The organism is Paenibacillus liaoningensis (genome assembly GCF_059609455.1).
On record NZ_JCAALU010000014.1, the window covers coordinates 242,242 to 261,707 of the forward strand.

Genomic DNA, 19,466 nt, shown 5'->3' on the forward strand with positions numbered 1-19,466 from the left:
TATCCTTTAACAGGGATAGAAGGGAATGATTGCATGGCTCGCGCGTCTGGGCAAAGCTGGAAACGGCTGGAGGGACAAGCTCCTAACCAGTCTTTTTCAGTTCCGTTTGATAAAATAGGAAAAGGGCTCGGCATCGTGGCTGCCGCGCTGCTTATCGCATGTTTGCTTGCGCAAACAGTGCTGCAAAGCAGCACGGTCAGACACTTGCTGTCGGGAGCCGAGCGCATGGAAGGAACCCGTCTGCAAGGACAGGTTTCTTCATAATGCGTTCAAATACCTGAAAGCAAGGTGGAGGGTGTTTTTGCATCCGCTCGTATAGTGTGGTATAATTTTCACGTCCGCAGGCAAAGCCTGCTTTTTTATTGAGAGGTTAGCGTCGCATCTGTCACGGTGTATCAAGCCAGCCATCTCGACATAAGGGGGGTTGACTTTTAGTGATGCAGCAAGACGGTGACGGCGAGCGGATCAACATTGCTATCGATGGACCTGCTGGGGCAGGGAAAAGCACAGTAGCGCGTAAAGTTGCCGAACAATTAGGATATGTATACATTGATACAGGTGCTATGTATCGAGCCGTGACCTATAGTTCGCAGCAGGCGGGCATTAAGCCGCAGGAAGCTGGCAAGCTTGCTGACCATGTGACGCATCTGGACATTAAGCTGCAGGCAGGCGACAATGGACAGACTGTATTTTTGAATGGGGAAAATGTCACCGAACAAATCCGTTCACGCGATGTGACGCTGAATGTGTCTCATTATGCGGCGAATGAAGCGGTCAGACAATTTCTTGGCGCAGCGCAGCGCAGGCTGGCTGAGGAAAAAGGTGTTGTAATGGATGGCAGGGACATCGGTTCCCATGTGCTTCCGAACGCTGAGTTGAAGGTTTTTTTAACAGCATCCGTTGAGGAGCGTGCGCTTCGCAGGTACAAGGAGCTAGCCGGCAAGCAGCCGGTGACGCTGGAACAGCTTGCAGAAGAAATTTCGCAGCGTGACCAACTGGATGAACAGCGGGAAATTTCACCGCTCGTCCGCGCTGAAGACGCAATCCTGCTGGACAGCACGGCGATGTCGATTGAAGAGGTCGCTCAAGCTATTGTCAAATTAAGCAGAACCAAATTGGCGGGGGCGAAGTAAACTATGTTATACCTGTTGTTCCGATTTCTTCTCCGCGTGCTTTATATATGCCTATTCCGTCTTGAAGCCAAAGGGCTTGAGAATATACCTGCTGACGGGCCGGTCATCTTATGCGCCAATCACGTCAGCAATTTTGACCCGCCTACGGTCGGCGTCAAGGTTCCACGGAAAGTCCATTATATGGCGAAAGCGGAATTGTTTAAAATTCCGGTTTTCGGACCGCTCATTCGGGCATTTGGAGCTTTTCCAGTTAAGCGCGGAGGCGTAAGCAAAGAGGCGATCAAATCAGCGATCACCCTGCTGAAGGAAGGCAATGTAATGGGTATTTTCCCGGAAGGCTCTCGCCGCAATCAAGGCGGGGAAGCGAAGAAGGGGGCGGCAATGATTGCGCTTCGCAGCAATGCGGTTGTTATACCTGTGGCAATTGTGGGTAATTATTCCTTGTTTCGCAAAGTAACGGTTTATTATGGCAAGCCGGTTGATTTTACCGCATTTATTGATGATTCTTCACCGGATAAGCTGGACCGCCTTACGGATGCGATTATGAAGGATGTTCGCGCCCTTATTGCAGCGAACAAATAAACATAGCTGTTTTAAATGCTGCTTAATGTTTCACTTTAGAACGTTGGCGGATTTAAATAAATTTGTAAGTTGAAAAGTTGTTGGATGAATTGAGGAGGTTATTTCAATGTCAGAAGAAACCAATGTGCAAGAGTCCGCAGTAGCGGAAAATCAAGAGGCTATGGATAATTTCGTATCCTTGAAAAAAGGGGATACAGTTAAAGGTTCGATCGTCAAAATCGAAGATAACCAAGCTTACGTAAGCCTTGGATATAAATATGACGGTGTTATCCCGATTCGCGAACTGTCCGCAGTTCAATTGGATAATGCAAACGATGCCGTACAAGTAGGCCAAGAAGTTGAGCTTAAAGTTATCAGCATTGATGACGAGAAAGAAAAGCTTGTTCTTTCCAAGAAAAGCGTAGATGGCGAGCGCGCTTGGGATTCGCTGCAAGCTCGTTTCGAGAGCGGCGAAGTATTTGAAGTTGTCGTAGCTGACGTTGTAAAAGGCGGCCTTGTCGCTGATGTTGGCGTACGCGGCTTTATCCCGGCTTCGATGGTTGAGCGTCATTTTGTAGAAGATTTCAGCGACTACAAAGGCCGCACACTTCGCGTAAAAGTGAAAGAAATCGACCAAGAGAACGGCAAAGTCATTTTGTCTGCGAAAGAAGTATTGGACGCAGAATTTGAAGGTAACAAACAAAAATTGATCGCGGCTCTTGAGCCAGGCCAGCAGCTTGAAGGTACTGTTCAACGTTTGACACCATTTGGCGCATTCATTGATATCGGCGGCGTTGACGGTCTCGTTCACGTTTCTGAGCTTTCATGGCAGCACGTTGCTCATCCTAAAGATGTAGTAGCTGAAGGTCAAGCGGTAACGGTTAAAGTTCTTAAAGTTGATCCGGCTGCTGGTAAAATCAGCCTGAGCATGAAAGCTGCTCAACCAGGTCCTTGGGAAACAGCTGGAAGCCAATTCAACATTGGCGATATCGTAACAGGTACAGTTCGTCGCCTCGTTACTTTCGGCGCATTTGTTGAAATTGCTCCAGGCGTTGAAGGTTTGGTACACATTTCCCAAATCGCTCACCGTCATATTGCGACTCCTTTCGAGGTATTGCAAGAAGGGCAAGAAGTTCAAGCGAAAGTTCTTGACTTCAACCCTGCTGAAAAACGCGTTAGCCTGAGCATCAAGGAAACAGAAGAAGCTCCTGAGCAACCGCAAAAGCCAGAAAGACAACAACGCGAGCGCGCTCCTAAACAAGAGGAACTGAACAATCCTAATGTTAGCTTGAACAGCCAAAGCATGAGCTACTCGCTGGCTGAGCGTTTCGGCGACAAACTGAATAAATTGAAATAATACGTTATTGCGTTTTACAGCGAGCATTGACGTATATATGTTCGCTCAAAAGGCCAAGCAGCAGCTTGGCCTTTTGCATTTTAACATTTCAGAATACAGCCGGGCAGCCTTCTCGAAAAGGTGGAATAAAATGACGATACATAATCAATTAGAGCGTATTAAGCGGAAGCTAAAGGACGCGGCTAAGGTGGATGCAAACCATCAGCTATTTGGAGCTAACAGTCATCAATATCGTTTGCATGAACCGCTTGGACTAGAGGAGCTCCGCGAATTTGAGCAAAAACACGGCATCGTTTTGCCTGTGGAATATGCCGCTTTTTTGACGAATATTGGCAACGGGGGAGCAGGGCCTTATTATGGCATTCACCCTCTAGGGGAAAAACAGTCCATTGAGCTTGGGCGAATGGATAAGCCATCTTCTATACGTCCTGAATTGACCAAGGAGCAATGGAAAGCTGACTACCCTGCGCTGCATGATGATAGCAATATAAGTGACGAGCAGTATGAAGAAGAGCAGGCGAAAGCTTTTCAAGGCTTGCTGAACATTGGGGAGCAGGGCTGCACGTATGAGACGATGTTAATGATAACAGGCGAGCATCGCGGTAAGGTCGTTTATATCGATCTCGACTACCAAAAGCCAGTCGTTACCTTTGAAGCAAATTTTCTGGATTGGTATGAGCGTTGGCTCGATGAAATCATTGCTGGCTATGAAACCAGCTGGTTCGGTATGCGGCGTGGCGGAGATGAACGGGAACTCACCGAGCTCTATCAATCTACATTAGATGAGTCTGTAAAGCTTGAGGCATTAAACGGAATGTTCAAGCTGAAAAATATAACGGCTGAGACGATTGCTTTTCTGGTCTCGCAATATGAAAGCTCTTCAAACGAAGTAAGCCAATTATGTCTGCAAATTTTGGCCAAGAAAAATTTTGCCGAGGCCGCGAGGCTCATTCATGAAGAATTAACGAGCAGCAGTGCTGAAAATCGATTGTGTGCCATCCAGGCCATTCACTGGTATATGCCCAAAGGGGATCAGCAATTTAATGAAGAGCTCATAAGCATGCTGCCAGCGGCGGCAGATGCTGAAACGTTTCGGTTCATCTGCTACATTCTTCATGCGGCGGAAGTTGAAATGCTGCCTATGCTGCTGCCTTTTTTCACTTATCCGGATGTGGAAATTCGAGTTCATGCTGTTTACCAGGCAGGCCAATCTAGCAAAAAAGGGATGTATGCAAGCGAACTTATCCAGAGGCTCGACGATTCAGAAGTACGAGTAAAGCTTATTGCTCTACAGGCACTGACAGGGATAATAGATCCCGCGCTTTTGCCTATTTATGAGCGTTTGCTGGAGCGGCACCAGACAGACAAAGATTATATTCGCTCCAACGTGCTTCGGAGACTGGAGGAGTTTCAGTTCAAATCCAAGAAGCAAATGGATAAGTTGCTGCCATCCTCTTTGGTACAGGTTAGAGCATTATTAGGTAAACATTTGTAAGGAGTCCGTGAATAAGGTGAAGAAGAGGTTGTTCCTTATGTTTCATAATGAGGAATAGCCTCTTTTTTTTGGCGCATAATAGCTTCACGTGGGGTGATTTGGCTGTGAACGAAGGATATTTGTCGTTCTGGATTATGATTATGGCATTCATATTAATGACGACTGGCTGGGCGGAATATGTCGGAGCAGGGCGTTCAAAGCTGATCGTTGCCGTTTTATGTCTGTTTGCCCAGCCGTTTCATTATCATGTAACCATTTATGGGACGGCCGTTGAGATTTATGCAAGCATAATGATTGTGGCAGTCGCTGTCTGCTGGTCGTTTCGCAGAGGGGCAGGCGGAGAATCGAGGCGATATCTGCTGTTGTGTGCTTGCTTGACCGGTATTATTTTGGGTGCCATCCAAAAGCTATACCGGCTTGATCCGGTGTTTTTTTGGCTTGACCCCGCTTGGGATGGAGGGCTGCTCGGCGGTTTGCTCGTAGCCGCTTTTTCAGTGAAGCCGGGCCATCAATTTGGTATTTTGCTGCTGGCGGCTGCTATGGCGGAATTGGCGAATGGGCTCTTATCAAGTGGCACTTACATGGCTCGCATTGGCTCCTTGGCTTGGTGGGACAGCTTTTGGCTCGCTTTTGCCTGTGCGAGGCTCATCAGTATAGCTTTCCACTTGCTCCGAGCTTCTTACAGCAAGGTGGCGGGAGCGGAAGCGGGCTGGAGAAATAAAGGAGGGAGCTCCCCAAAATGAGCCATTATTTAATTGCGAATAAGCATTTGCTTGGCGTATTGCTTGGAATGGCATTCGGTATTATTGCGAGGCTGCTGATGCTAAGAACCGATTATCGCCAATATCCGACTTATCCTCACGGCCGAATTATCCATATTTCGCTAGGCGTTATTGCGGCGGCACTCGGTGCAGTAGCCGTTCCTGCGCTATATAGTAAAGACTATACGGCTATTACCTTTTTATCATTAGCAGCACAGCAATTTCGGGATGTCAGAAAAATGGAGCGCGAGACGCTGACGAAAATCGACAGCTTGGAGCTCGTCAGCCGCGGAGCGACTTATATCGAGGGCATCGCGATGGTATTTGAAGGGCGCAATTACCTCGTAATCATGTCCTCGCTGCTTACCAGCCTTTTTGCGGTAATGGTCAATCTCTGGGTCGGCCTGCTGGCAGGAGGCTTATCGCTGCTGATCGTCCATCATTTTCGTTCGGGCAAAACGCTGTCCCATATTATTTCGGCGGAAACAGCGGAAGTGCGTATGGATGGGCCGGATCTGCTCGTTGGCGACATTTATATTATGAATGTGGGGCTTAAGTCAAATCAGGATATCATTCGCGAGCGCGGAATGGGCTTTATATTGACGCCTCTCAACGCGAACAGCAAGGTTACAATGGGTAATTTGGGCCAGCGCCAAGCGATTTTGTACGATTTGGCTACGATGCTGGGCGTTTACCGGGATGATGGCGAACCGGCCTTAATTCCAATGGCGAAGCTCGATATGAAGGACGGCAGGCTTGCCGTATTTATGCTTCCGCAGGACAGGGACAAGAGCAAGGCGCTCAAGGTGATCGGACGCGTTCCGATTCTCGAATCGGCTGTGCGCATGCCTACAGAAGCGAAAGTCAATAAGCAGGAGGGCTGAACATGGCGAATATTGTTGCAGTCGTTTCGAGCAACCGGGATGTCGCAGGAGGCGGTGCACCGATCTTTTTTGCAGACAATGAACAGGAACTGGAGCAGACAGCTTTTCTGCTGGAGAAGATTTTGAATGCCAATGCCCATAATCTAAAAAATGGCGTCATTATCCTCGTTAATCACCTTTAACATGAAAAGTTAGCCAAGGCGGCTGTTTTTTGCTATGATGGTAAGCGTGAGAATTACTGAAGGAGTGAATCGATAACTATGGCAAGACCTGTTATCGCCATCGTCGGGCGCCCGAATGTGGGTAAGTCTACCATATTTAATCGGATAGTCGGCGACAGGCTGGCAATTGTAGAAGATAAGCCGGGGGTTACGAGGGATCGGCTGTACGGCACCGGAGAATGGAATGGCATAGCCTTTAATATTGTAGATACAGGCGGCATTGAAATTGATGGTGAAGATGAAATTATGAAATCGGTTCGGATGCAAGCCGAGCTGGCAATTGAAGAGGCAGATGTCATTATTTTTATGGCAGATGCGAAAGCGGGCCTCACCCATTCGGATGAGGAAGTGGGACAAATGCTGTTTCGCTCCCGCAAGCCTATCGTACTCGCTATTAACAAGGTAGACAATGCGGGACGTATGGACGAGGTATACGAGTTTTATGGCTTAGGCTTTGGCGAACCGATTGCCATTTCCGGCTCCCACGGCATGGGCATTGGCGATTTGCTGGATGCTGCCGTATCGAAGCTGCCAGAAATCGAAGATGTTGAATACGAGGAAGATGTTATTCGCGTTGCGTTGATTGGACGTCCAAACGTTGGCAAATCCTCGCTTGTAAATGCGCTGCTTGGCGAAGAACGCGTGATCGTCAGCAATGTAGCAGGTACAACTCGCGACGCTATTGATACGCCTTTCGAGCGCGATGGACAGAAGTACGTGCTGATCGACACGGCTGGTATGCGCAAGCGCGGCAAAGTGTACGAATCCACGGAAAAATACAGCGTTATGCGTGCGATGAAAGCAATTGAACGCGCTGACGTTGCCCTCATCCTAATTAATGGCGAGGAAGGCATTATCGAGCAGGACAAGCATATTGCAGGCTATGCGCACGAAGCGGGCAAAGCATCTATTTTTGTCGTCAACAAATGGGATGTCGTCGAGAAGGACGAGAAAACGATGCAAGCTTTCTCCCAGACGATTCGCGACCACTTCCTGTTTATGTCGTATGCGCCGATCGTTTATTTATCCGCGCTTACGAAGTCCCGTCTGCATAAGCTGCTGCCTGTCGTGAATCACGTTTCGGAGCAGCATGCTTTGCGTATTCAGACGCATTTGCTGAATGATATTGTTGGAGATGCGGTTGCTTACAACCCGCCGCCAACCGACAAAGGCAAACGTCTGAAAATCAACTATGTGACACAAGTGGCGACAAAACCGCCGACGATTGTCATTTTCGTCAATGAGCCAGAGATGATGCATTTCTCATATGAGCGTTATTTGGAAAATAAAATACGGGCAGCGTTTAATTTCGAAGGCACGCCGCTACGGTTATTTACACGTCGCAAGTCAGACGAGGATTAGGGGAGAAGAGGCGTGCTGTACTCAGCCATTGCAGTTATTATCAGTTATTTATTAGGTTCCGTTTCATTCAGCATCGTCATCGCGAAATGGCTGAAAGGCATTGACATTCGCGAGCATGGCAGCGGCAATGCCGGGGCGACGAATACGATTCGCGTGCTTGGTAAAGGGCCGGGTATTACGGTCTTTTTGCTGGATATTGCAAAAGGGGTAGTAGCTGTACTGCTGGGAGAGTGGCTCAGCGGAGGCGACGCGGCAAGCTGGACGCCTGCTTTATGCGGCCTTGCAGCCATTATTGGCCATAACTGGCCGATTTGGTTTCGTTTTAAAGGCGGCAAAGGCATCGCGACAACCGTTGGTGTCATTTTAACGCTTGCTTTCTTGCCAGCGCTGCTTGCGGGTATCGTCGCTATACTTGCTATTGCCATTACGCGCTTCGTATCGCTTGGTTCCTTGCTGTTCGCAGCATTGACGCCGATCTTTATTGCTTTGCTTACTTACTCTTTGCCGCTGCTTTGCGCGAGCCTTGTATTATGCGTTTTCGCGTTTGTTCGTCATAAGGCGAATATTGTGAAGCTGCTGAAGGGAACGGAGAACAAGCTTGGCGCAAAGAAAGGAATGTGAGTCCAATATGGCAAAAGCAAAGACCGAACAAGCGCGCCGCGCTGCGGTGCTTGTAGCGGGAAGCTGGGGAACAGCGCTTGCTTCCGTTCTGGCTCGCAACGGCTATGAGGTGCTGTTGTGGACGCGTAATGCGGAGCAGGCTAGCGGCATCAATGAAAGCCGCATGAATGCTAAATATTTGCCAGGCGTAACGCTTCCTGAAGGTCTTAAGGCAACGACCGACTTGCAAGAAGCGCTCAGCGGAGCGGAGCTTGCCCTATTCGTTGCTCCATCCGGCGCCATGAGGGAAGTGGCGAAGCAGGCTGCTCCTTATCTTCCAGCTCAGACGCTTTGCGTCCATGCGACAAAAGGCTTTGAAGCCGATACGCTGAAGCGGATGACGACGGTGCTTTCCGAAGAGCTAGGCCGTACAACTGAGCAAATTGTGGTGCTGTCTGGCCCGAGCCATGCGGAGGAAGTCATAAAACGCCAGCCTACAACCGTTGTTGTCGCTTCGGCGGACATGAAAGCTGCCGAGCAAGCACAGGATGCTTTCATGAGCTCCGATTTTCGCGTATATACGAATCCGGATGTCGTAGGCGTTGAAGTAGCTGGCGCGATTAAAAATATTATCGCGCTCGGTGCTGGCTTATCCGACGGGCTCGGCTTCGGCGATAACGCCAAAGCGGCACTGCTGACGCGAGGCCTTGCAGAGATTGGACGCTTAGGCGCTGCCATGGGCGCCAATCCGCTCACCTTCGCTGGGCTTGCCGGCGTTGGCGATCTGGTCGTTACTTGTACGAGCCAGCACAGCCGCAACTGGCGTGCGGGGCATATGCTGGCGGATGGTACGCCGCTTGGCGACGTGCTCACCAAGATGGGCATGGTCGTTGAAGGCGTGCGTACGACGCGTGCCGCGTATGAGCTGGCGAAGCGCTATGAGGTTGAAATGCCGATTACCGCGCAATTGTATAAGGTGCTGTTTGAGGAGTTTTCGCCAAAAGCAGCCGTTGAGCATCTTATGGGCCGGTTAAAAACCCATGAGATTGAAAGCATCGGCTAAGACAGGCGCCTACACCAAACGATTTCCTTGCTCATATGATATCCCATCGGAGCTAAAGCTTAAGAGCAACGAGCTGAAGCGATTGCGATGGGAGGTTAGTGCATGGGAAAAAATATTTCAAAAGACGTGCTCGGCGCAATCAATAAAAAAACGGGCAAAAATATTTCCGAAAACTCGGTCAAGAAGCTGGCCAGCGGTGTAACGGATTCGACAATGCAGAACGAAGCCGAACTACGCAAGCTGATCAAGCAAGTGGCAGAGATGGCGAAGGTGCCTGTTGCGGAATCGACTATAAACGATATTGTCAAAGCCGTTAAGGCGACCGGCATGAATATGGGCAGCATGGAATCGCTTGTCAAAATGATGATCAAGAAGTAACAAATCCTTATATTTGGGCAAAAGCGCAAAGCTTTGCTGCAGCGGAGCGATTCCGCAGCGGCAATTTTGCGCCTTTTGTCCTTTTTTGCAGTCAATGATATAATATGGGTTGCATTTATTACATTGGTGAAGAGTGGGAGAAGAGTCGACTATGGATGCTATGATGAAAATGTGGGTTTCGCTGATCGGCATCGGCTTAATGGCCATTTCGGCGGTTATCATTACATTTGCCCGGATTAAGACGAAGGGGATCGTCAAATTTATTTTATCGCTGATTGCTTTTGTTTTGCTGGTCATTGGTTTTATTTGCGGAGTCATTTCCATTATTTAACGGTTATTCGAGGGGCATACATACATCCAGATAGAGAAGGGGACGGTTGCGTTTATGATTGAGCTTACGGGGAGAACGAAAACGGCGATTGTAGAAGCGGAGGACGGGCTGTCGCTGCTGGATTTGGCCATGAAGCATAATGTGGATTTTGCTTTCTCTTGCACACGGGGCACCTGCGCCCGTTGTCGCTGTCATGTGATTGAAGGGGCTAGCGGGCTTGAAGGGATAACGGATCAGGAATGGGATCGTATGGACCCGGAAGAGTTTGAAGAAGGCTATCGCCTTGCTTGCCAGGCGATTGTAAAGTCGGTTGATGTGAACATTAAAGCGGTTAACAAGCCTTATTTTTAAAATATAAGCATTTATAAGTTTCACCACCTCGTCATTTGCTGCTTTAACGGGTAGTTGGAGTTGATAGAGTAGAGTGCGCCGCCATTAATTTGATGAAGGAAGTGCAAGTGATGAGCATTAGAGGACAAATCGAGCAAGTGTTAACCTCCATTGCCCAGCTGACAGCCGGAAGCGGTGCTCCTTGGATCGTTGGGGGCAGCGCAGGGCTTATGCTGAGAGGCACGGCGCTGAACAGCGAACCTAGAGATTTGGATTTATACACCGATGAGGCTGACGTCGCTCGTCTTCATGCCTTGCTGCAGCCTTTTTCCACAGATATGCCTGTATTGGATGAGACGGGTATTTACCGTTCCAGGCTGAGCCACTATCTCATCGACGGGGTACCCGTTGAGCTTGTAGGCGGATTTGTTGTGCGAGCACACGACAGCTGCTACGAGACGCAGGTGCGTTCGCTGCTGCTGCCTTACGCAGAGCAGATAAAGGTTGGCAGAGGCGGCTCTGCACCCGCTGCGACCGTGTCTGTTGTGCCGCTGGCCCATGAGCTATGGTTTAATGTGCTTCGTGATCGTCCAGATCGTTATGAACTGATTATTGAAGCGTATTGCGAGGATGAAGCCCGCCATAAACCAGCGCTAGAGCAATTGGAAAGCTGCAATCAGCTCAGTGCAGCGCTGAAAGCGGAAGTGCGCCGCTGGATTGCGGAGCAGCGGGTAGGGCAGCTGATATGAGCGCCGAGGTGACGTTTCTGCCTGCTGGCAAAACCATTAAGGTGCGCCCTGGTACAACGCTGCTGGACGCTGCAAGACAAGCGGGTATTGCGGTAAGAACGCGCTGCGATGGCAATGCCGCTTGCTTTATGTGCAAAATGGAAGTAAAGCCAGGCAGCGAGCTGATGCCAATCGGTGATGTAGAACGGCGCAAGCTTGCAGGCATGGAAGACGGCATACGGCTGTCTTGCCAGGCGCGCGTGAAAGGCAAGGTGCAGGCCGAAATTCCGATGGACCCGCTGCGCGCAGCGGTGCTTAGGCAGCTGGCAAAACAGGCCGAGGAAGATGATAAGCTTTGGTAAGGCTGGAGAGATAGGGGGACGCGTTAAAATGTTTAATTTCGTGCTTGCGCATCCAGTTAGCCGCGGGCTATGGGCGCGGAGGGCAGCGCTGCTGGCAGCTGCCGCCGTGCTGCTGGTGTTAACTGGATGCATGTATCCGAATGATCGCCTATCGCAAAATCAAGGCGCTCCGAAAGAGGCGGTCCGCAATGTACAGGCCGCAATTGATGAGTATAAGGCAGATACGGGTGTACTGCCAATTAAGAATAGCACGCCTGAAACGCCGTTATATGAGAAGTTCATCCTTGATTTCGTTCCGCTGCAAGGAAAAGGGTATTTGGGTGACATTCCGTCCGCGGCATTTGAGAAGGGCGGCAATTTTTATTTTTTAATTACGGATGAAGAAACAGATCCTAAAGTTCGATTGATGGATTTGCGCATTTATCAGCAGATTAACGATATTTCGAGCTGGGTGCAGGCGTATTCCACTGCTAATGCGGGCAAGCTGCCGAAGGGCGACGAGGCTTACCCGGGCTTTTATTATGTGGATTACAATTTGCTTGGCAAAAAAGCGCCTACGATTGTCAGCAGCTACTCAGGCTTGACGATGGCGGCAATGCTGGACGAGAAAGGCCAGATTTATGCGGATTATGGCCCTGATCTCATGCAGGCGATCCAGAAGGATGGCGAAACGTCCTTCGCCGCCGATTTCGACCTGCGCAGGCTGTTGGTCGAGCGGGATGTATTTGTGCCAGTAAAGGCTCCCGTCTATAATTGGGTGGACGGGCAGCCGCAGGCGGTATCGTAAATTTCATATCAATTGATGTTCATAGGCTATGATTTTGGCATCCTCCAAGCTTGATTCCTCAAGAATCGGTTTGGAGGATTTTTTGCTGTATTGGCATACTGCAGCGGCATTTCTCATATAACTCAATCTTGGAAGGGCAAGAACGTGAAAGAAGCTTTAAAAGATTTCATAACAATCGTCATAATCGGAGAGTTGGAACAATAGGATATTACTAGTCCTAAAAGCTGTACGAGTTGCGTCGCTGGCCTGCCCTCTTGTCCGGTGGAAGGCGGCGAACCGGGAAATCAATTGGGAGGGGATATTCAGTGGAGAAAGTAGACATTTTCAAGGACATAGCCGAACGTACCGGTGGGGATATTTACCTCGGTGTTGTAGGGGCTGTCCGGACGGGCAAATCAACGTTCATTAAGCGGTTCATGGAAACGGTGGTGCTCCCTAACATTACGAGTGAGGCTGATCGTATACGAGCCGTAGACGAGCTGCCGCAAAGCGCCGCGGGCAAAACCATCATGACAACCGAGCCAAAATTTGTGCCAAACCAAGCGGTGCAATTGAAAGTAGCCGAAGGGCTGGAAGTAAATATACGGCTGGTCGATTGCGTCGGCTATGCGGTAGAAGGTGCGAAAGGCTATGAGGATGAAAATGGGCCGCGGATGATTACAACGCCGTGGTTCGATGATCCGATTCCTTTCCAGGAAGCAGCGGAAATCGGCACGCGCAAAGTCATCCAGGAGCACTCTACATTAGGCGTAGTCGTAACGACTGATGGTTCTATCGCAGAAATCCCACGCAGCTCCTATGTAGAGGCCGAGGAGCGGGTCATCAGCGAGCTGAAGGAAGTAGGCAAGCCGTTTGTGCTGATTATTAACTCGACGCGTCCACGCAGCGAGGAAGCGCTGCAGCTGCGCTCCGAGCTTCAAACGAAATATGATATTCCGGTCATTACGCTCAGCGTAGCAACGATGGGGGAAGAGGAAGTTATTTCGGTACTGCGCGAAGTGCTTTACGAGTTCCCTGTTCATGAAGTCAATGTGAATCTGCCAAGCTGGGTAATGGTACTTAATGAAAATCACTGGCTGCGCAGCAACTATGAAAACTCGGTCCGCGATACGGTAAAGGATATTCGCCGTTTACGGGATGTGGACCGGGTAGTCGCGCAGTTTATGGATTACGACTTTATCGCCCGGGCGGGACTCAGCGGCATGAATATGGGGCAGGGCGTAGCCGAGATCGACCTGTATGCGCCGGATGAGCTGTATGACCGGATTTTGATGGAAGTGGTCGGCGTAGAAATTCGCGGCAAAGATCATTTGCTTCAGCTAATGCAGGAATTTTCCCACGCGAAGCGGGAATATGACCGATTCGCCGAAGCGCTGGAAATGGTTAAGGCGACGGGCTACGGCATTGCAGCTCCGACGCTTGCAGAGATGGCGCTCGAGGAGCCGGAGCTCATTCGCCAAGGCTCAAGATTCGGCGTAAGGCTGAAAGCAACAGCTCCATCTATCCATATGATCCGCGTCGATGTGGAATCGGAATTTGCGCCGATTATAGGCTCGGAGAAGCAGACCGAAGAGCTCGTACGTTATTTGATGCAGGATTTCGAGAGCGATCCCATCAAAATTTGGGAGTCCGACATTTTCGGCCGCTCGCTGCATTCGCTCGTAAGAGAAGGCATTCAGGGCAAAATTGCGATGATGCCGGACAACGCGCGTTACAAGCTTCAGGAAACGCTGGGCCGGATTATTAACGAGGGTTCCGGTGGCCTGATCGCCATAATTTTGTAAAGCATTCGGACATAGTTGAATACAGCCGCTGCTTGAAAGGCCTAACGGGCTTTCAAGCAGCGGCTGCTTTGCATTTGCGGCGGTTGGTGCTCGGGCAATTGCAGCTATTAAAATGAGGTTGCAATTTTTGAAAAGCGTTACTATAATGACAATTGTCGCGTCAAACGATTTTTTTCGACAATATACTAAATTCCGATTGACATAGTGGGATAAAATGATATGATTGCAAAGAAGCAATACACTGATGATAGAGACATGAGATGGGGAGAGGGAAAGAACATGAAACAATGGGGTAAGCTTTCGTTAACAATTTTTCTAGCTGCGGTACTGCTGGTAATATCGGCTTGCGGAGCGGCAAAAAACAATGCGCCGGCAGGTGAAGCATCGGCCTCGCCGACAGCATCAGCTGAAGCTACAGCAGACAATGCAGCTGGCGGAAGCAGCGATTTGGCAGCATTAAAGGGTAAAAAACTTGCGCTTGTTATGCAATTTAATACAGGAACCTTTTCATCTCAATATGTAGAAGGGGTGAAAGAGCAAGCTCAAAAATTTGGCGGAGAAGTAACGGTTTTCGCATCCGACAATGACTTGGCGAAAATGTCCTCTAACCTTGATGCAGCAATTAACCAAGGCTTTGACGGCATTTTGATTGACCATGGACAAGCTGCGGCGCTCGAAGCGGGAATTAAAAGAGCGAAAGAGCAAGGCATTTCTGTTGTCGTATTCGATGCAGATGTGAAAGTGGATGGCGTGCCTGTATTGCAGCAGGATGACCAGAAAATGGCTGAAATTACGCTGGAGCAGCTCGCTAAAGATGCTGGCAGCAAAGGCAATATCGTTAAAGTATGGGTAGCAGGCTTTGCGCCAATGGAGCGCCGCCAAGTGGCCTACAAGCAGTTCCAAGAGAAATATCCTGACATTAAAGAAATTGCCGCTTTCGGTAATGCCAACAACCCGGCGCTTGATACGCAATCGCAGATGGAAGCCATTTTGCGCCAATACCCGAACAAAGGCGATATTACAGCAGTATGGGCGGCTTGGGATGAGTTTGCAAAAGGCGCTTCCCGTGCTATTCAGCAAGCTGGCCGTACAGAAATTAAAGTATACGGCATCGACATGAGCGATGAGGATCTGCAAATGATTCAAGACAAAACGAGCCCTTGGGTCGCTTCGGCAGCTGTTGATCCTAAAGATATCGGCCGCGTACAAGTTCGTATTTTGTACAAAGAATTCAAAGGCGATGCAAATGAGCCTTTAGTCGTTCTGGAGCCGGTATACGTTCACCGTGATGCGTTGCCAGAAGAGAAAGTCAGCACTACACAACTTTCCGAGCATGTAGAAGGCTGGGGAAGCAGCACACAAGGTTATGAGGATTGGATGAAAGATTTGGAAGCATTGAAATAAGGGCTTGCCCTAAGCAATATGCACATGCAGGGATGGAGAGATGCAAACGATGAGTGCAAACAAACAATTGCAAATGAAGGGAATCCGGAAAGCTTTTTCCGGCATTCCCGCTCTCCGGAATGTTGATTTTATCTTGCAAAGCGGTGAGGTCCATGCGCTGCTTGGCGCCAATGGCGCGGGCAAAAGCACGCTGATGAAAATTTTATCAGGGGCCTACAGCCAGGATGAAGGAACCATCGTAATCGATGGACAGCAAGCTCATATCAGTTCGCCAGGGGATGCCAAGTCATTGGGCATCCATTGTGTTTATCAGGAGGTTGATACCGCACTGGTTGCACAGCTTAGCGTAGTGGAGAATGTCATGCTGGATCGCATTTCGGCGAAAGGAAGCAAGGCGTGGCTGAACTGGAGCAAGCTGGAGAAGGAGGCAGAGGAAACTCTGGCTCGTTTAGGTGCGCGTATTCCCGTTCGGAGGAAGGCAGGAGAGCTGACGCTTGCAGAAAAACAGCTCGTATTAATTGCGCGCTTGCTGACCGAGAAAGCCAAATATGTCATTTTTGATGAACCGACCGCCCCTTTGAGTTTGGAAGAAGCGGAGCGGTTATTCCGTGTTATTGCCCAGCTTAAGTCAGAAGGTATCGGCATCGTATTCATTTCCCACCGCTTGCCGGAAATATTCCAAATTTGCGATCGTGTAACCGTTATGCGTGATGGAGAGAGGATCGTTACCGAGGCTGCAGCCGCCATGACGATGCAGGACGTCGTCCACGCCATGCTCGGACGAGTGTTCGAGGAGGAGTATCCGAAGCTGGATGCGACAATTGGGAAGCCGCTCCTGAACGTAAACGGCATTCAGCGGGGACATCAGGTTAAGGATGTCAGCTTTGATGTGAAGAGCGGTGAAATCGTTGCGATAGTCGGCCTTGTAGGGGCGGGAAAAACGGAGCTTTCCCGTCTGCTGTTTGGTGCAGACAAAGCGGATGGCGGTACGGTAAGCGTAAATGGACAGGCCGTCAATCTGGCTTCGCCAGCGGATGCGTTTAAAGGCGGGCTTGTGCTTGTGCCGGAGGAGCGCCGCAAGCAGGGGATTTTGGTAGAGGAATCGGTTAAAAACAATCTCAGCTTGCCGATTTTGGGTGTGCTATCCAAGCTCGGCTTTTTGTCAGGGAAACGCGAGACGAATAATGCTGAAGCTGTAATTGGGCGGCTTGGCGTCAAAACCTCCTCGCCAGAGCAGAAGGTCGCGCATTTGAGCGGGGGGAACCAGCAGAAGGTGTCCATTGGCAAATGGCTGCCTACCGGCGCAAGCGTGTATTTGTTTGATGAGCCGACAAAAGGTGTAGACATTGGCGCCAAAAGCGACATTTTCAAAATAATCGGAACACTCGCAACCCAAGGAAAAGCTATTGTATATTTGACCTGTGAATTTGCCGAGGCGATCGGGATTGCCGACCGGATTATGGTCATGTGCGACGGGAAGCTCGTCAAGCAGTTTGGACGCGGTGAAGCGACGCAGGAGAAGCTGATGCTATATGCCAGCGGTGGAAAGGATGAAACGGTGTAATGGAGAAGTTTTCAAGCTTTTTATTTAAATATGGCTCGCTCATCGTTATTGCAATTGTCATCTTATTTTTCTCATTATGGGATGAGCATTTTTTCACTTATGCCAATCTTTCTGATATTTTGCGTTCGATTTCTATCGTGACCTTTGTTGCGATTGGCGTAACCTTTTCGCTGACAGTAGACGGCTTTGACTTGTCGGTAGGCTCGACGGTGTCGCTGACGACGGTTGTAACCGCCGCTATGATGGTGTGGTTTGAGCAGCCGCTTGTTGTTGTGCTTATCGTGGCAATCGCGATCGGCGCCTTGGTAGGGCTGCTTAACGCGCTGCTCATCGTGCGCATCCGGATTCCGGATCTGCTCGCTACGCTTGCTGTGATGTACATTGTTGCCGGCATTCACAAAACGTATACGAAGGGCTACTCGATCTACAACAATATGCCGATGCCTGACGGCTCGACTGCGCCAGGCGTTTTCAACAGCTCGTTCCTATGGCTGGGGCAAGGCAAAATCGGCCAAATTCCGGTGCCTGTTATTTTGATGGTCATCGCTGTTATAGTCGTCCATCTGTTTTTCAAATACAGCAAATGGGGACGTCAAATGCAAACGACAGGCGGCAATGAAGAAGCAGCACGCTTGTCCGGCATCCGCGTTCGCCGCATTCGTACAGCCGCCTATGTGGCTTCAGGGGTCTTTGCTGCGATTGGCGGGGTATTGTTTGCCGCACGTGTTGGAACCGGGCAAATTGACGCTGGAGCGCCTATGATGATGGAGGCCGTCGCGGCCGTATTTGTTGGATATTCCGTGTTTGGCGCGGGCAAGCCGAATGTGATTGGTACTTTTTTTGGAGCGCTGCTGATCGGGGTGCTATTGAACGGTTTGACGATGATGAAGGTGCAGTATTATTCCAATGATATTATTAAAGGTGTCGTGCTCGTTTTGGCGCTCGCCGTTACGTTCATTCATCTGAACAAACGCCGAAATGGCTAGCTGATTTTAATGAGAATCGTGAAAAAATGCTGAAACACGCTGAAATACTTGAAATTGCTAAACGGCTGTATTACTATAGGTTTGGTAAATGCATAGAAAACTATGGCATGTATATTTTTAGGTAATTCCGTTAATAAGAGGGATAAGATGACTCTTCATTTGCCTAATAGGGAGGTGAAACGAATGAATAAAACGGATTTGATCAACAAGGTTGCTGAATTATCCGATCTGTCCAAGAAAGATGCGACTAAAGCAGTTGATGCTGTATTTGATGCCATTTCTGATGCGCTTCAAGGCGGCGACAAAGTCCAACTTGTTGGCTTTGGCAACTTCGAGGTTCGCGAGCGTCAAGCTCGTAAAGGACGCAATCCGCAAACCGGTTTGGAAATTGATATTCCGGCTAGCAAAATCCCGGCTTTCAAGCCAGGCAAATCGCTTAAGGATCTCGTATCCAACTAACAGCAGCATTCGTTAAATCGGCGTCCGGACGTTAGCGTTCGGGCGCTTTTTAAGTAGATATGCGTTTATAAGTGTGACACTTATAAACGACCTGTCTATCAGAGAGGAACGACAAGGGGGATGGAGAATGGAGCCGACAAACAGCGATTTTATCGTCATTAAGGCGAAGGATCAAGGGGTACAGGTTATCGGGCTGACCCGCGGGCAAGATACGAAGTTTCATCACACCGAAAAGCTGGATCGCAACGAAGTGCTGATCGTACAATTCACGGATCATACTTCAGCCATTAAGGTGCGGGGAAAAGCGGTCATTATGACGAAGCATGGCCAAATAGAGACCGACCAATAGCGACCTGCCGCTCCCTTCTGCCTTGATGCAGGGCGGGAGTTTTTTTATGGCGGGAGCAGCCGCTCCAGGCATAGGCGGGACCAAATGTTTGTACAATGGGTATGAGGACATATTCGTGCGTACACACTTGGTATAAAAGGGCGTAAACGAGCATTTGCCACTAAGTTGGCAAAGCCGTTTACGCTTGAAATATAAGAATGAATGAGGCATGTCGCTCATCATAATGCTTATATTTCTTCGCGAAACGAGCTTTTGCCATCAAGTTGGCAAAGCCGTTTACGCTTGAAATATAAGAATGAATGAGGCATGTCGCTCATCATAATGCTTATATTTCTTCGCGAAACGAGCTTTTGTCACTAAGTTGACAAAGCCGTTTACGCTTGAAATATAAGAATGAATGAGGCATGCTGCTCATCATAATGCTTATATTTCTCCGCGAAACGAGCTTTTGCCATTAAGTTGGCAAAGCCGTTTACGCTTGAAATATAAGAATGAATGAGGCATGTCGCTCATCATAATGCTTATATTTCTTCGCGAAACGAGCTTTTGTCACTAAGTTGACAAAGC

Annotated in this window: 23 protein-coding genes; all 23 read left to right on the forward strand. The window is 49.3% G+C overall.

Translation table 11 applies throughout. The features are described from left to right. Nucleotides 1–33 precede the first annotated feature (33 nt). The 23 genes from AC6B99_RS22630 (at nt 34) to mtrB (ending at nt 18,899) form a co-directional block, all read left to right on the forward strand. A complete protein-coding gene (locus tag AC6B99_RS22630) occupies nt 34–264 on the forward strand; it encodes a hypothetical protein (protein WP_056028855.1) in 231 nt (76 codons plus the stop codon). Between the two features lie 173 nt (nt 265–437). After that, nucleotides 438–1,133 carry a (d)CMP kinase gene (gene cmk, locus AC6B99_RS22635; RefSeq protein WP_056028853.1) on the forward strand — a complete coding sequence of 232 codons (696 nt, stop codon included), beginning with the start codon at nt 438–440 and terminating at the stop codon, nt 1,131–1,133. 3 nt (nt 1,134–1,136) lie between these two features. Further along, on the forward strand, nt 1,137–1,715 hold the full coding sequence (locus AC6B99_RS22640; RefSeq protein ID WP_056028851.1) for a lysophospholipid acyltransferase family protein: 579 nt from the start codon (nt 1,137–1,139) through the stop codon (nt 1,713–1,715). 106 nt (nt 1,716–1,821) lie between these two features. Then, nucleotides 1,822–3,051 carry a 30S ribosomal protein S1 gene (rpsA, locus tag AC6B99_RS22645; RefSeq protein WP_056028850.1) on the forward strand — a complete coding sequence of 410 codons (1,230 nt, stop codon included), beginning with the start codon at nt 1,822–1,824 and terminating at the stop codon, nt 3,049–3,051. Nucleotides 3,052–3,181: 130 nt separating this feature from the next. After that, nucleotides 3,182–4,546, forward strand: a complete 1,365-nt coding sequence (locus AC6B99_RS22650; protein ID WP_496664287.1) for an SMI1/KNR4 family protein — start codon at nt 3,182–3,184, stop codon at nt 4,544–4,546. 104 nt (nt 4,547–4,650) lie between these two features. Next, a complete protein-coding gene (locus AC6B99_RS22655; protein WP_155972710.1) occupies nt 4,651–5,289 on the forward strand; it encodes a YphA family membrane protein in 639 nt (212 codons plus the stop codon). Beyond that, nucleotides 5,286–6,191, forward strand: a complete 906-nt coding sequence (locus tag AC6B99_RS22660) for a YIEGIA family protein (protein WP_056028846.1) — start codon at nt 5,286–5,288, stop codon at nt 6,189–6,191. The genes AC6B99_RS22655 and AC6B99_RS22660 overlap by 4 nt, the downstream gene beginning before the upstream one ends. 2 nt (nt 6,192–6,193) lie before the next feature. Further along, nucleotides 6,194–6,373 (forward strand): capping complex subunit for YIEGIA, encoded by a 180-nt coding sequence (locus AC6B99_RS22665; RefSeq protein ID WP_056028844.1) that lies wholly within the window; start codon nt 6,194–6,196, stop codon nt 6,371–6,373. A 78-nt stretch (nt 6,374–6,451) separates the two neighbouring features. Further along, nucleotides 6,452–7,774: a ribosome biogenesis GTPase Der gene (der, locus tag AC6B99_RS22670; RefSeq protein ID WP_056028842.1), complete on the forward strand. Its 1,323-nt coding sequence runs from the start codon at nt 6,452–6,454 to the stop codon at nt 7,772–7,774. Nucleotides 7,775–7,786: 12 nt separating this feature from the next. Next, nucleotides 7,787–8,395, forward strand: coding sequence for a glycerol-3-phosphate 1-O-acyltransferase PlsY (gene plsY, locus AC6B99_RS22675; RefSeq protein ID WP_056028840.1), 609 nt, complete (start codon nt 7,787–7,789; stop codon nt 8,393–8,395). Nucleotides 8,396–8,402: 7 nt separating this feature from the next. Continuing rightward, nucleotides 8,403–9,437, forward strand: a complete 1,035-nt coding sequence (locus tag AC6B99_RS22680; protein WP_496664288.1) for an NAD(P)H-dependent glycerol-3-phosphate dehydrogenase — start codon at nt 8,403–8,405, stop codon at nt 9,435–9,437. Between the two features lie 102 nt (nt 9,438–9,539). Next, complete coding sequence (locus AC6B99_RS22685; RefSeq protein WP_056028838.1) at nt 9,540–9,815, forward strand: stage VI sporulation protein F; 276 nt, start codon at nt 9,540–9,542, stop codon at nt 9,813–9,815. Between the two features lie 151 nt (nt 9,816–9,966). Then, nucleotides 9,967–10,146, forward strand: a complete 180-nt coding sequence (locus AC6B99_RS22690) for a DUF2768 family protein (protein ID WP_056028836.1) — start codon at nt 9,967–9,969, stop codon at nt 10,144–10,146. 54 nt (nt 10,147–10,200) lie between these two features. Continuing rightward, nucleotides 10,201–10,497 carry a 2Fe-2S iron-sulfur cluster-binding protein gene (locus AC6B99_RS22695; protein WP_056028834.1) on the forward strand — a complete coding sequence of 99 codons (297 nt, stop codon included), beginning with the start codon at nt 10,201–10,203 and terminating at the stop codon, nt 10,495–10,497. 110 nt (nt 10,498–10,607) lie between these two features. Further along, complete coding sequence (locus tag AC6B99_RS22700) at nt 10,608–11,225, forward strand: nucleotidyltransferase family protein (protein ID WP_496664289.1); 618 nt, start codon at nt 10,608–10,610, stop codon at nt 11,223–11,225. Next, entirely contained in the window at nt 11,222–11,566 is a 345-nt protein-coding gene (locus AC6B99_RS22705; RefSeq protein WP_099519924.1) for a 2Fe-2S iron-sulfur cluster-binding protein, read from the forward strand. The genes AC6B99_RS22700 and AC6B99_RS22705 overlap by 4 nt, the downstream gene beginning before the upstream one ends. A 28-nt stretch (nt 11,567–11,594) precedes the next feature. Next, on the forward strand, nt 11,595–12,353 hold the full coding sequence (locus AC6B99_RS22710; protein WP_056028828.1) for a YphF family lipoprotein: 759 nt from the start codon (nt 11,595–11,597) through the stop codon (nt 12,351–12,353). Nucleotides 12,354–12,658: 305 nt separating this feature from the next. Further along, nucleotides 12,659–14,137, forward strand: a complete 1,479-nt coding sequence (spoIVA, locus tag AC6B99_RS22715) for a stage IV sporulation protein A (RefSeq protein WP_056028826.1) — start codon at nt 12,659–12,661, stop codon at nt 14,135–14,137. Nucleotides 14,138–14,416: 279 nt separating this feature from the next. Continuing rightward, complete coding sequence (locus AC6B99_RS22720; RefSeq protein WP_494858731.1) at nt 14,417–15,541, forward strand: substrate-binding domain-containing protein; 1,125 nt, start codon at nt 14,417–14,419, stop codon at nt 15,539–15,541. A gap of 49 nt (nt 15,542–15,590) precedes the next feature. After that, nucleotides 15,591–17,105: an ATP-binding cassette domain-containing protein gene (locus AC6B99_RS22725; RefSeq protein WP_494880268.1), complete on the forward strand. Its 1,515-nt coding sequence runs from the start codon at nt 15,591–15,593 to the stop codon at nt 17,103–17,105. After that, the gene (locus tag AC6B99_RS22730) at nt 17,105–18,091 is read left to right on the forward strand and encodes an ABC transporter permease subunit (RefSeq protein WP_494858735.1); all 987 of its coding nucleotides are present in this window, start codon (nt 17,105–17,107) and stop codon (nt 18,089–18,091) included. Before AC6B99_RS22725 ends, AC6B99_RS22730 begins: the two co-directional genes overlap by 1 nt. Before the next feature lie 147 nt (nt 18,092–18,238). Further along, nucleotides 18,239–18,550: an HU family DNA-binding protein gene (locus AC6B99_RS22735; RefSeq protein WP_074904845.1), complete on the forward strand. Its 312-nt coding sequence runs from the start codon at nt 18,239–18,241 to the stop codon at nt 18,548–18,550. Between the two features lie 127 nt (nt 18,551–18,677). Next, entirely contained in the window at nt 18,678–18,899 is a 222-nt protein-coding gene (mtrB, locus tag AC6B99_RS22740; protein WP_046232031.1) for a trp RNA-binding attenuation protein MtrB, read from the forward strand. Nucleotides 18,900–19,466: the final 567 nt, after the last annotated feature.

What these genes read in the sequence shown, in the direction of transcription:
- AC6B99_RS22700 (WP_496664289.1), top strand. Translation starts at nt 10,608, where the DNA reads ATGAGCATTAGAGGACAAATCGAGCAAGTGTTAACCTCCATTGCCCAG.
- cmk (WP_056028853.1), top strand. Translation starts at nt 438, where the DNA reads ATGCAGCAAGACGGTGACGGCGAGCGGATCAACATTGCTATCGATGGA.
- AC6B99_RS22690 (WP_056028836.1), top strand. Translation starts at nt 9,967, where the DNA reads ATGGATGCTATGATGAAAATGTGGGTTTCGCTGATCGGCATCGGCTTA.
- AC6B99_RS22720 (WP_494858731.1), top strand. Translation starts at nt 14,417, where the DNA reads ATGAAACAATGGGGTAAGCTTTCGTTAACAATTTTTCTAGCTGCGGTA.
- AC6B99_RS22665 (WP_056028844.1), top strand. Translation starts at nt 6,194, where the DNA reads ATGGCGAATATTGTTGCAGTCGTTTCGAGCAACCGGGATGTCGCAGGA.
- der (WP_056028842.1), top strand. Translation starts at nt 6,452, where the DNA reads ATGGCAAGACCTGTTATCGCCATCGTCGGGCGCCCGAATGTGGGTAAG.
- AC6B99_RS22660 (WP_056028846.1), top strand. Translation starts at nt 5,286, where the DNA reads ATGAGCCATTATTTAATTGCGAATAAGCATTTGCTTGGCGTATTGCTT.
- AC6B99_RS22685 (WP_056028838.1), top strand. Translation starts at nt 9,540, where the DNA reads ATGGGAAAAAATATTTCAAAAGACGTGCTCGGCGCAATCAATAAAAAA.
- AC6B99_RS22730 (WP_494858735.1), top strand. Translation starts at nt 17,105, where the DNA reads ATGGAGAAGTTTTCAAGCTTTTTATTTAAATATGGCTCGCTCATCGTT.
- AC6B99_RS22630 (WP_056028855.1), top strand. Translation starts at nt 34, where the DNA reads ATGGCTCGCGCGTCTGGGCAAAGCTGGAAACGGCTGGAGGGACAAGCT.
- mtrB (WP_046232031.1), top strand. Translation starts at nt 18,678, where the DNA reads ATGGAGCCGACAAACAGCGATTTTATCGTCATTAAGGCGAAGGATCAA.
- AC6B99_RS22710 (WP_056028828.1), top strand. Translation starts at nt 11,595, where the DNA reads ATGTTTAATTTCGTGCTTGCGCATCCAGTTAGCCGCGGGCTATGGGCG.
- AC6B99_RS22735 (WP_074904845.1), top strand. Translation starts at nt 18,239, where the DNA reads ATGACTCTTCATTTGCCTAATAGGGAGGTGAAACGAATGAATAAAACG.
- AC6B99_RS22695 (WP_056028834.1), top strand. Translation starts at nt 10,201, where the DNA reads ATGATTGAGCTTACGGGGAGAACGAAAACGGCGATTGTAGAAGCGGAG.
- AC6B99_RS22680 (WP_496664288.1), top strand. Translation starts at nt 8,403, where the DNA reads ATGGCAAAAGCAAAGACCGAACAAGCGCGCCGCGCTGCGGTGCTTGTA.
- rpsA (WP_056028850.1), top strand. Translation starts at nt 1,822, where the DNA reads ATGTCAGAAGAAACCAATGTGCAAGAGTCCGCAGTAGCGGAAAATCAA.
- AC6B99_RS22705 (WP_099519924.1), top strand. Translation starts at nt 11,222, where the DNA reads ATGAGCGCCGAGGTGACGTTTCTGCCTGCTGGCAAAACCATTAAGGTG.
- AC6B99_RS22650 (WP_496664287.1), top strand. Translation starts at nt 3,182, where the DNA reads ATGACGATACATAATCAATTAGAGCGTATTAAGCGGAAGCTAAAGGAC.
- AC6B99_RS22725 (WP_494880268.1), top strand. Translation starts at nt 15,591, where the DNA reads ATGAGTGCAAACAAACAATTGCAAATGAAGGGAATCCGGAAAGCTTTT.
- AC6B99_RS22640 (WP_056028851.1), top strand. Translation starts at nt 1,137, where the DNA reads ATGTTATACCTGTTGTTCCGATTTCTTCTCCGCGTGCTTTATATATGC.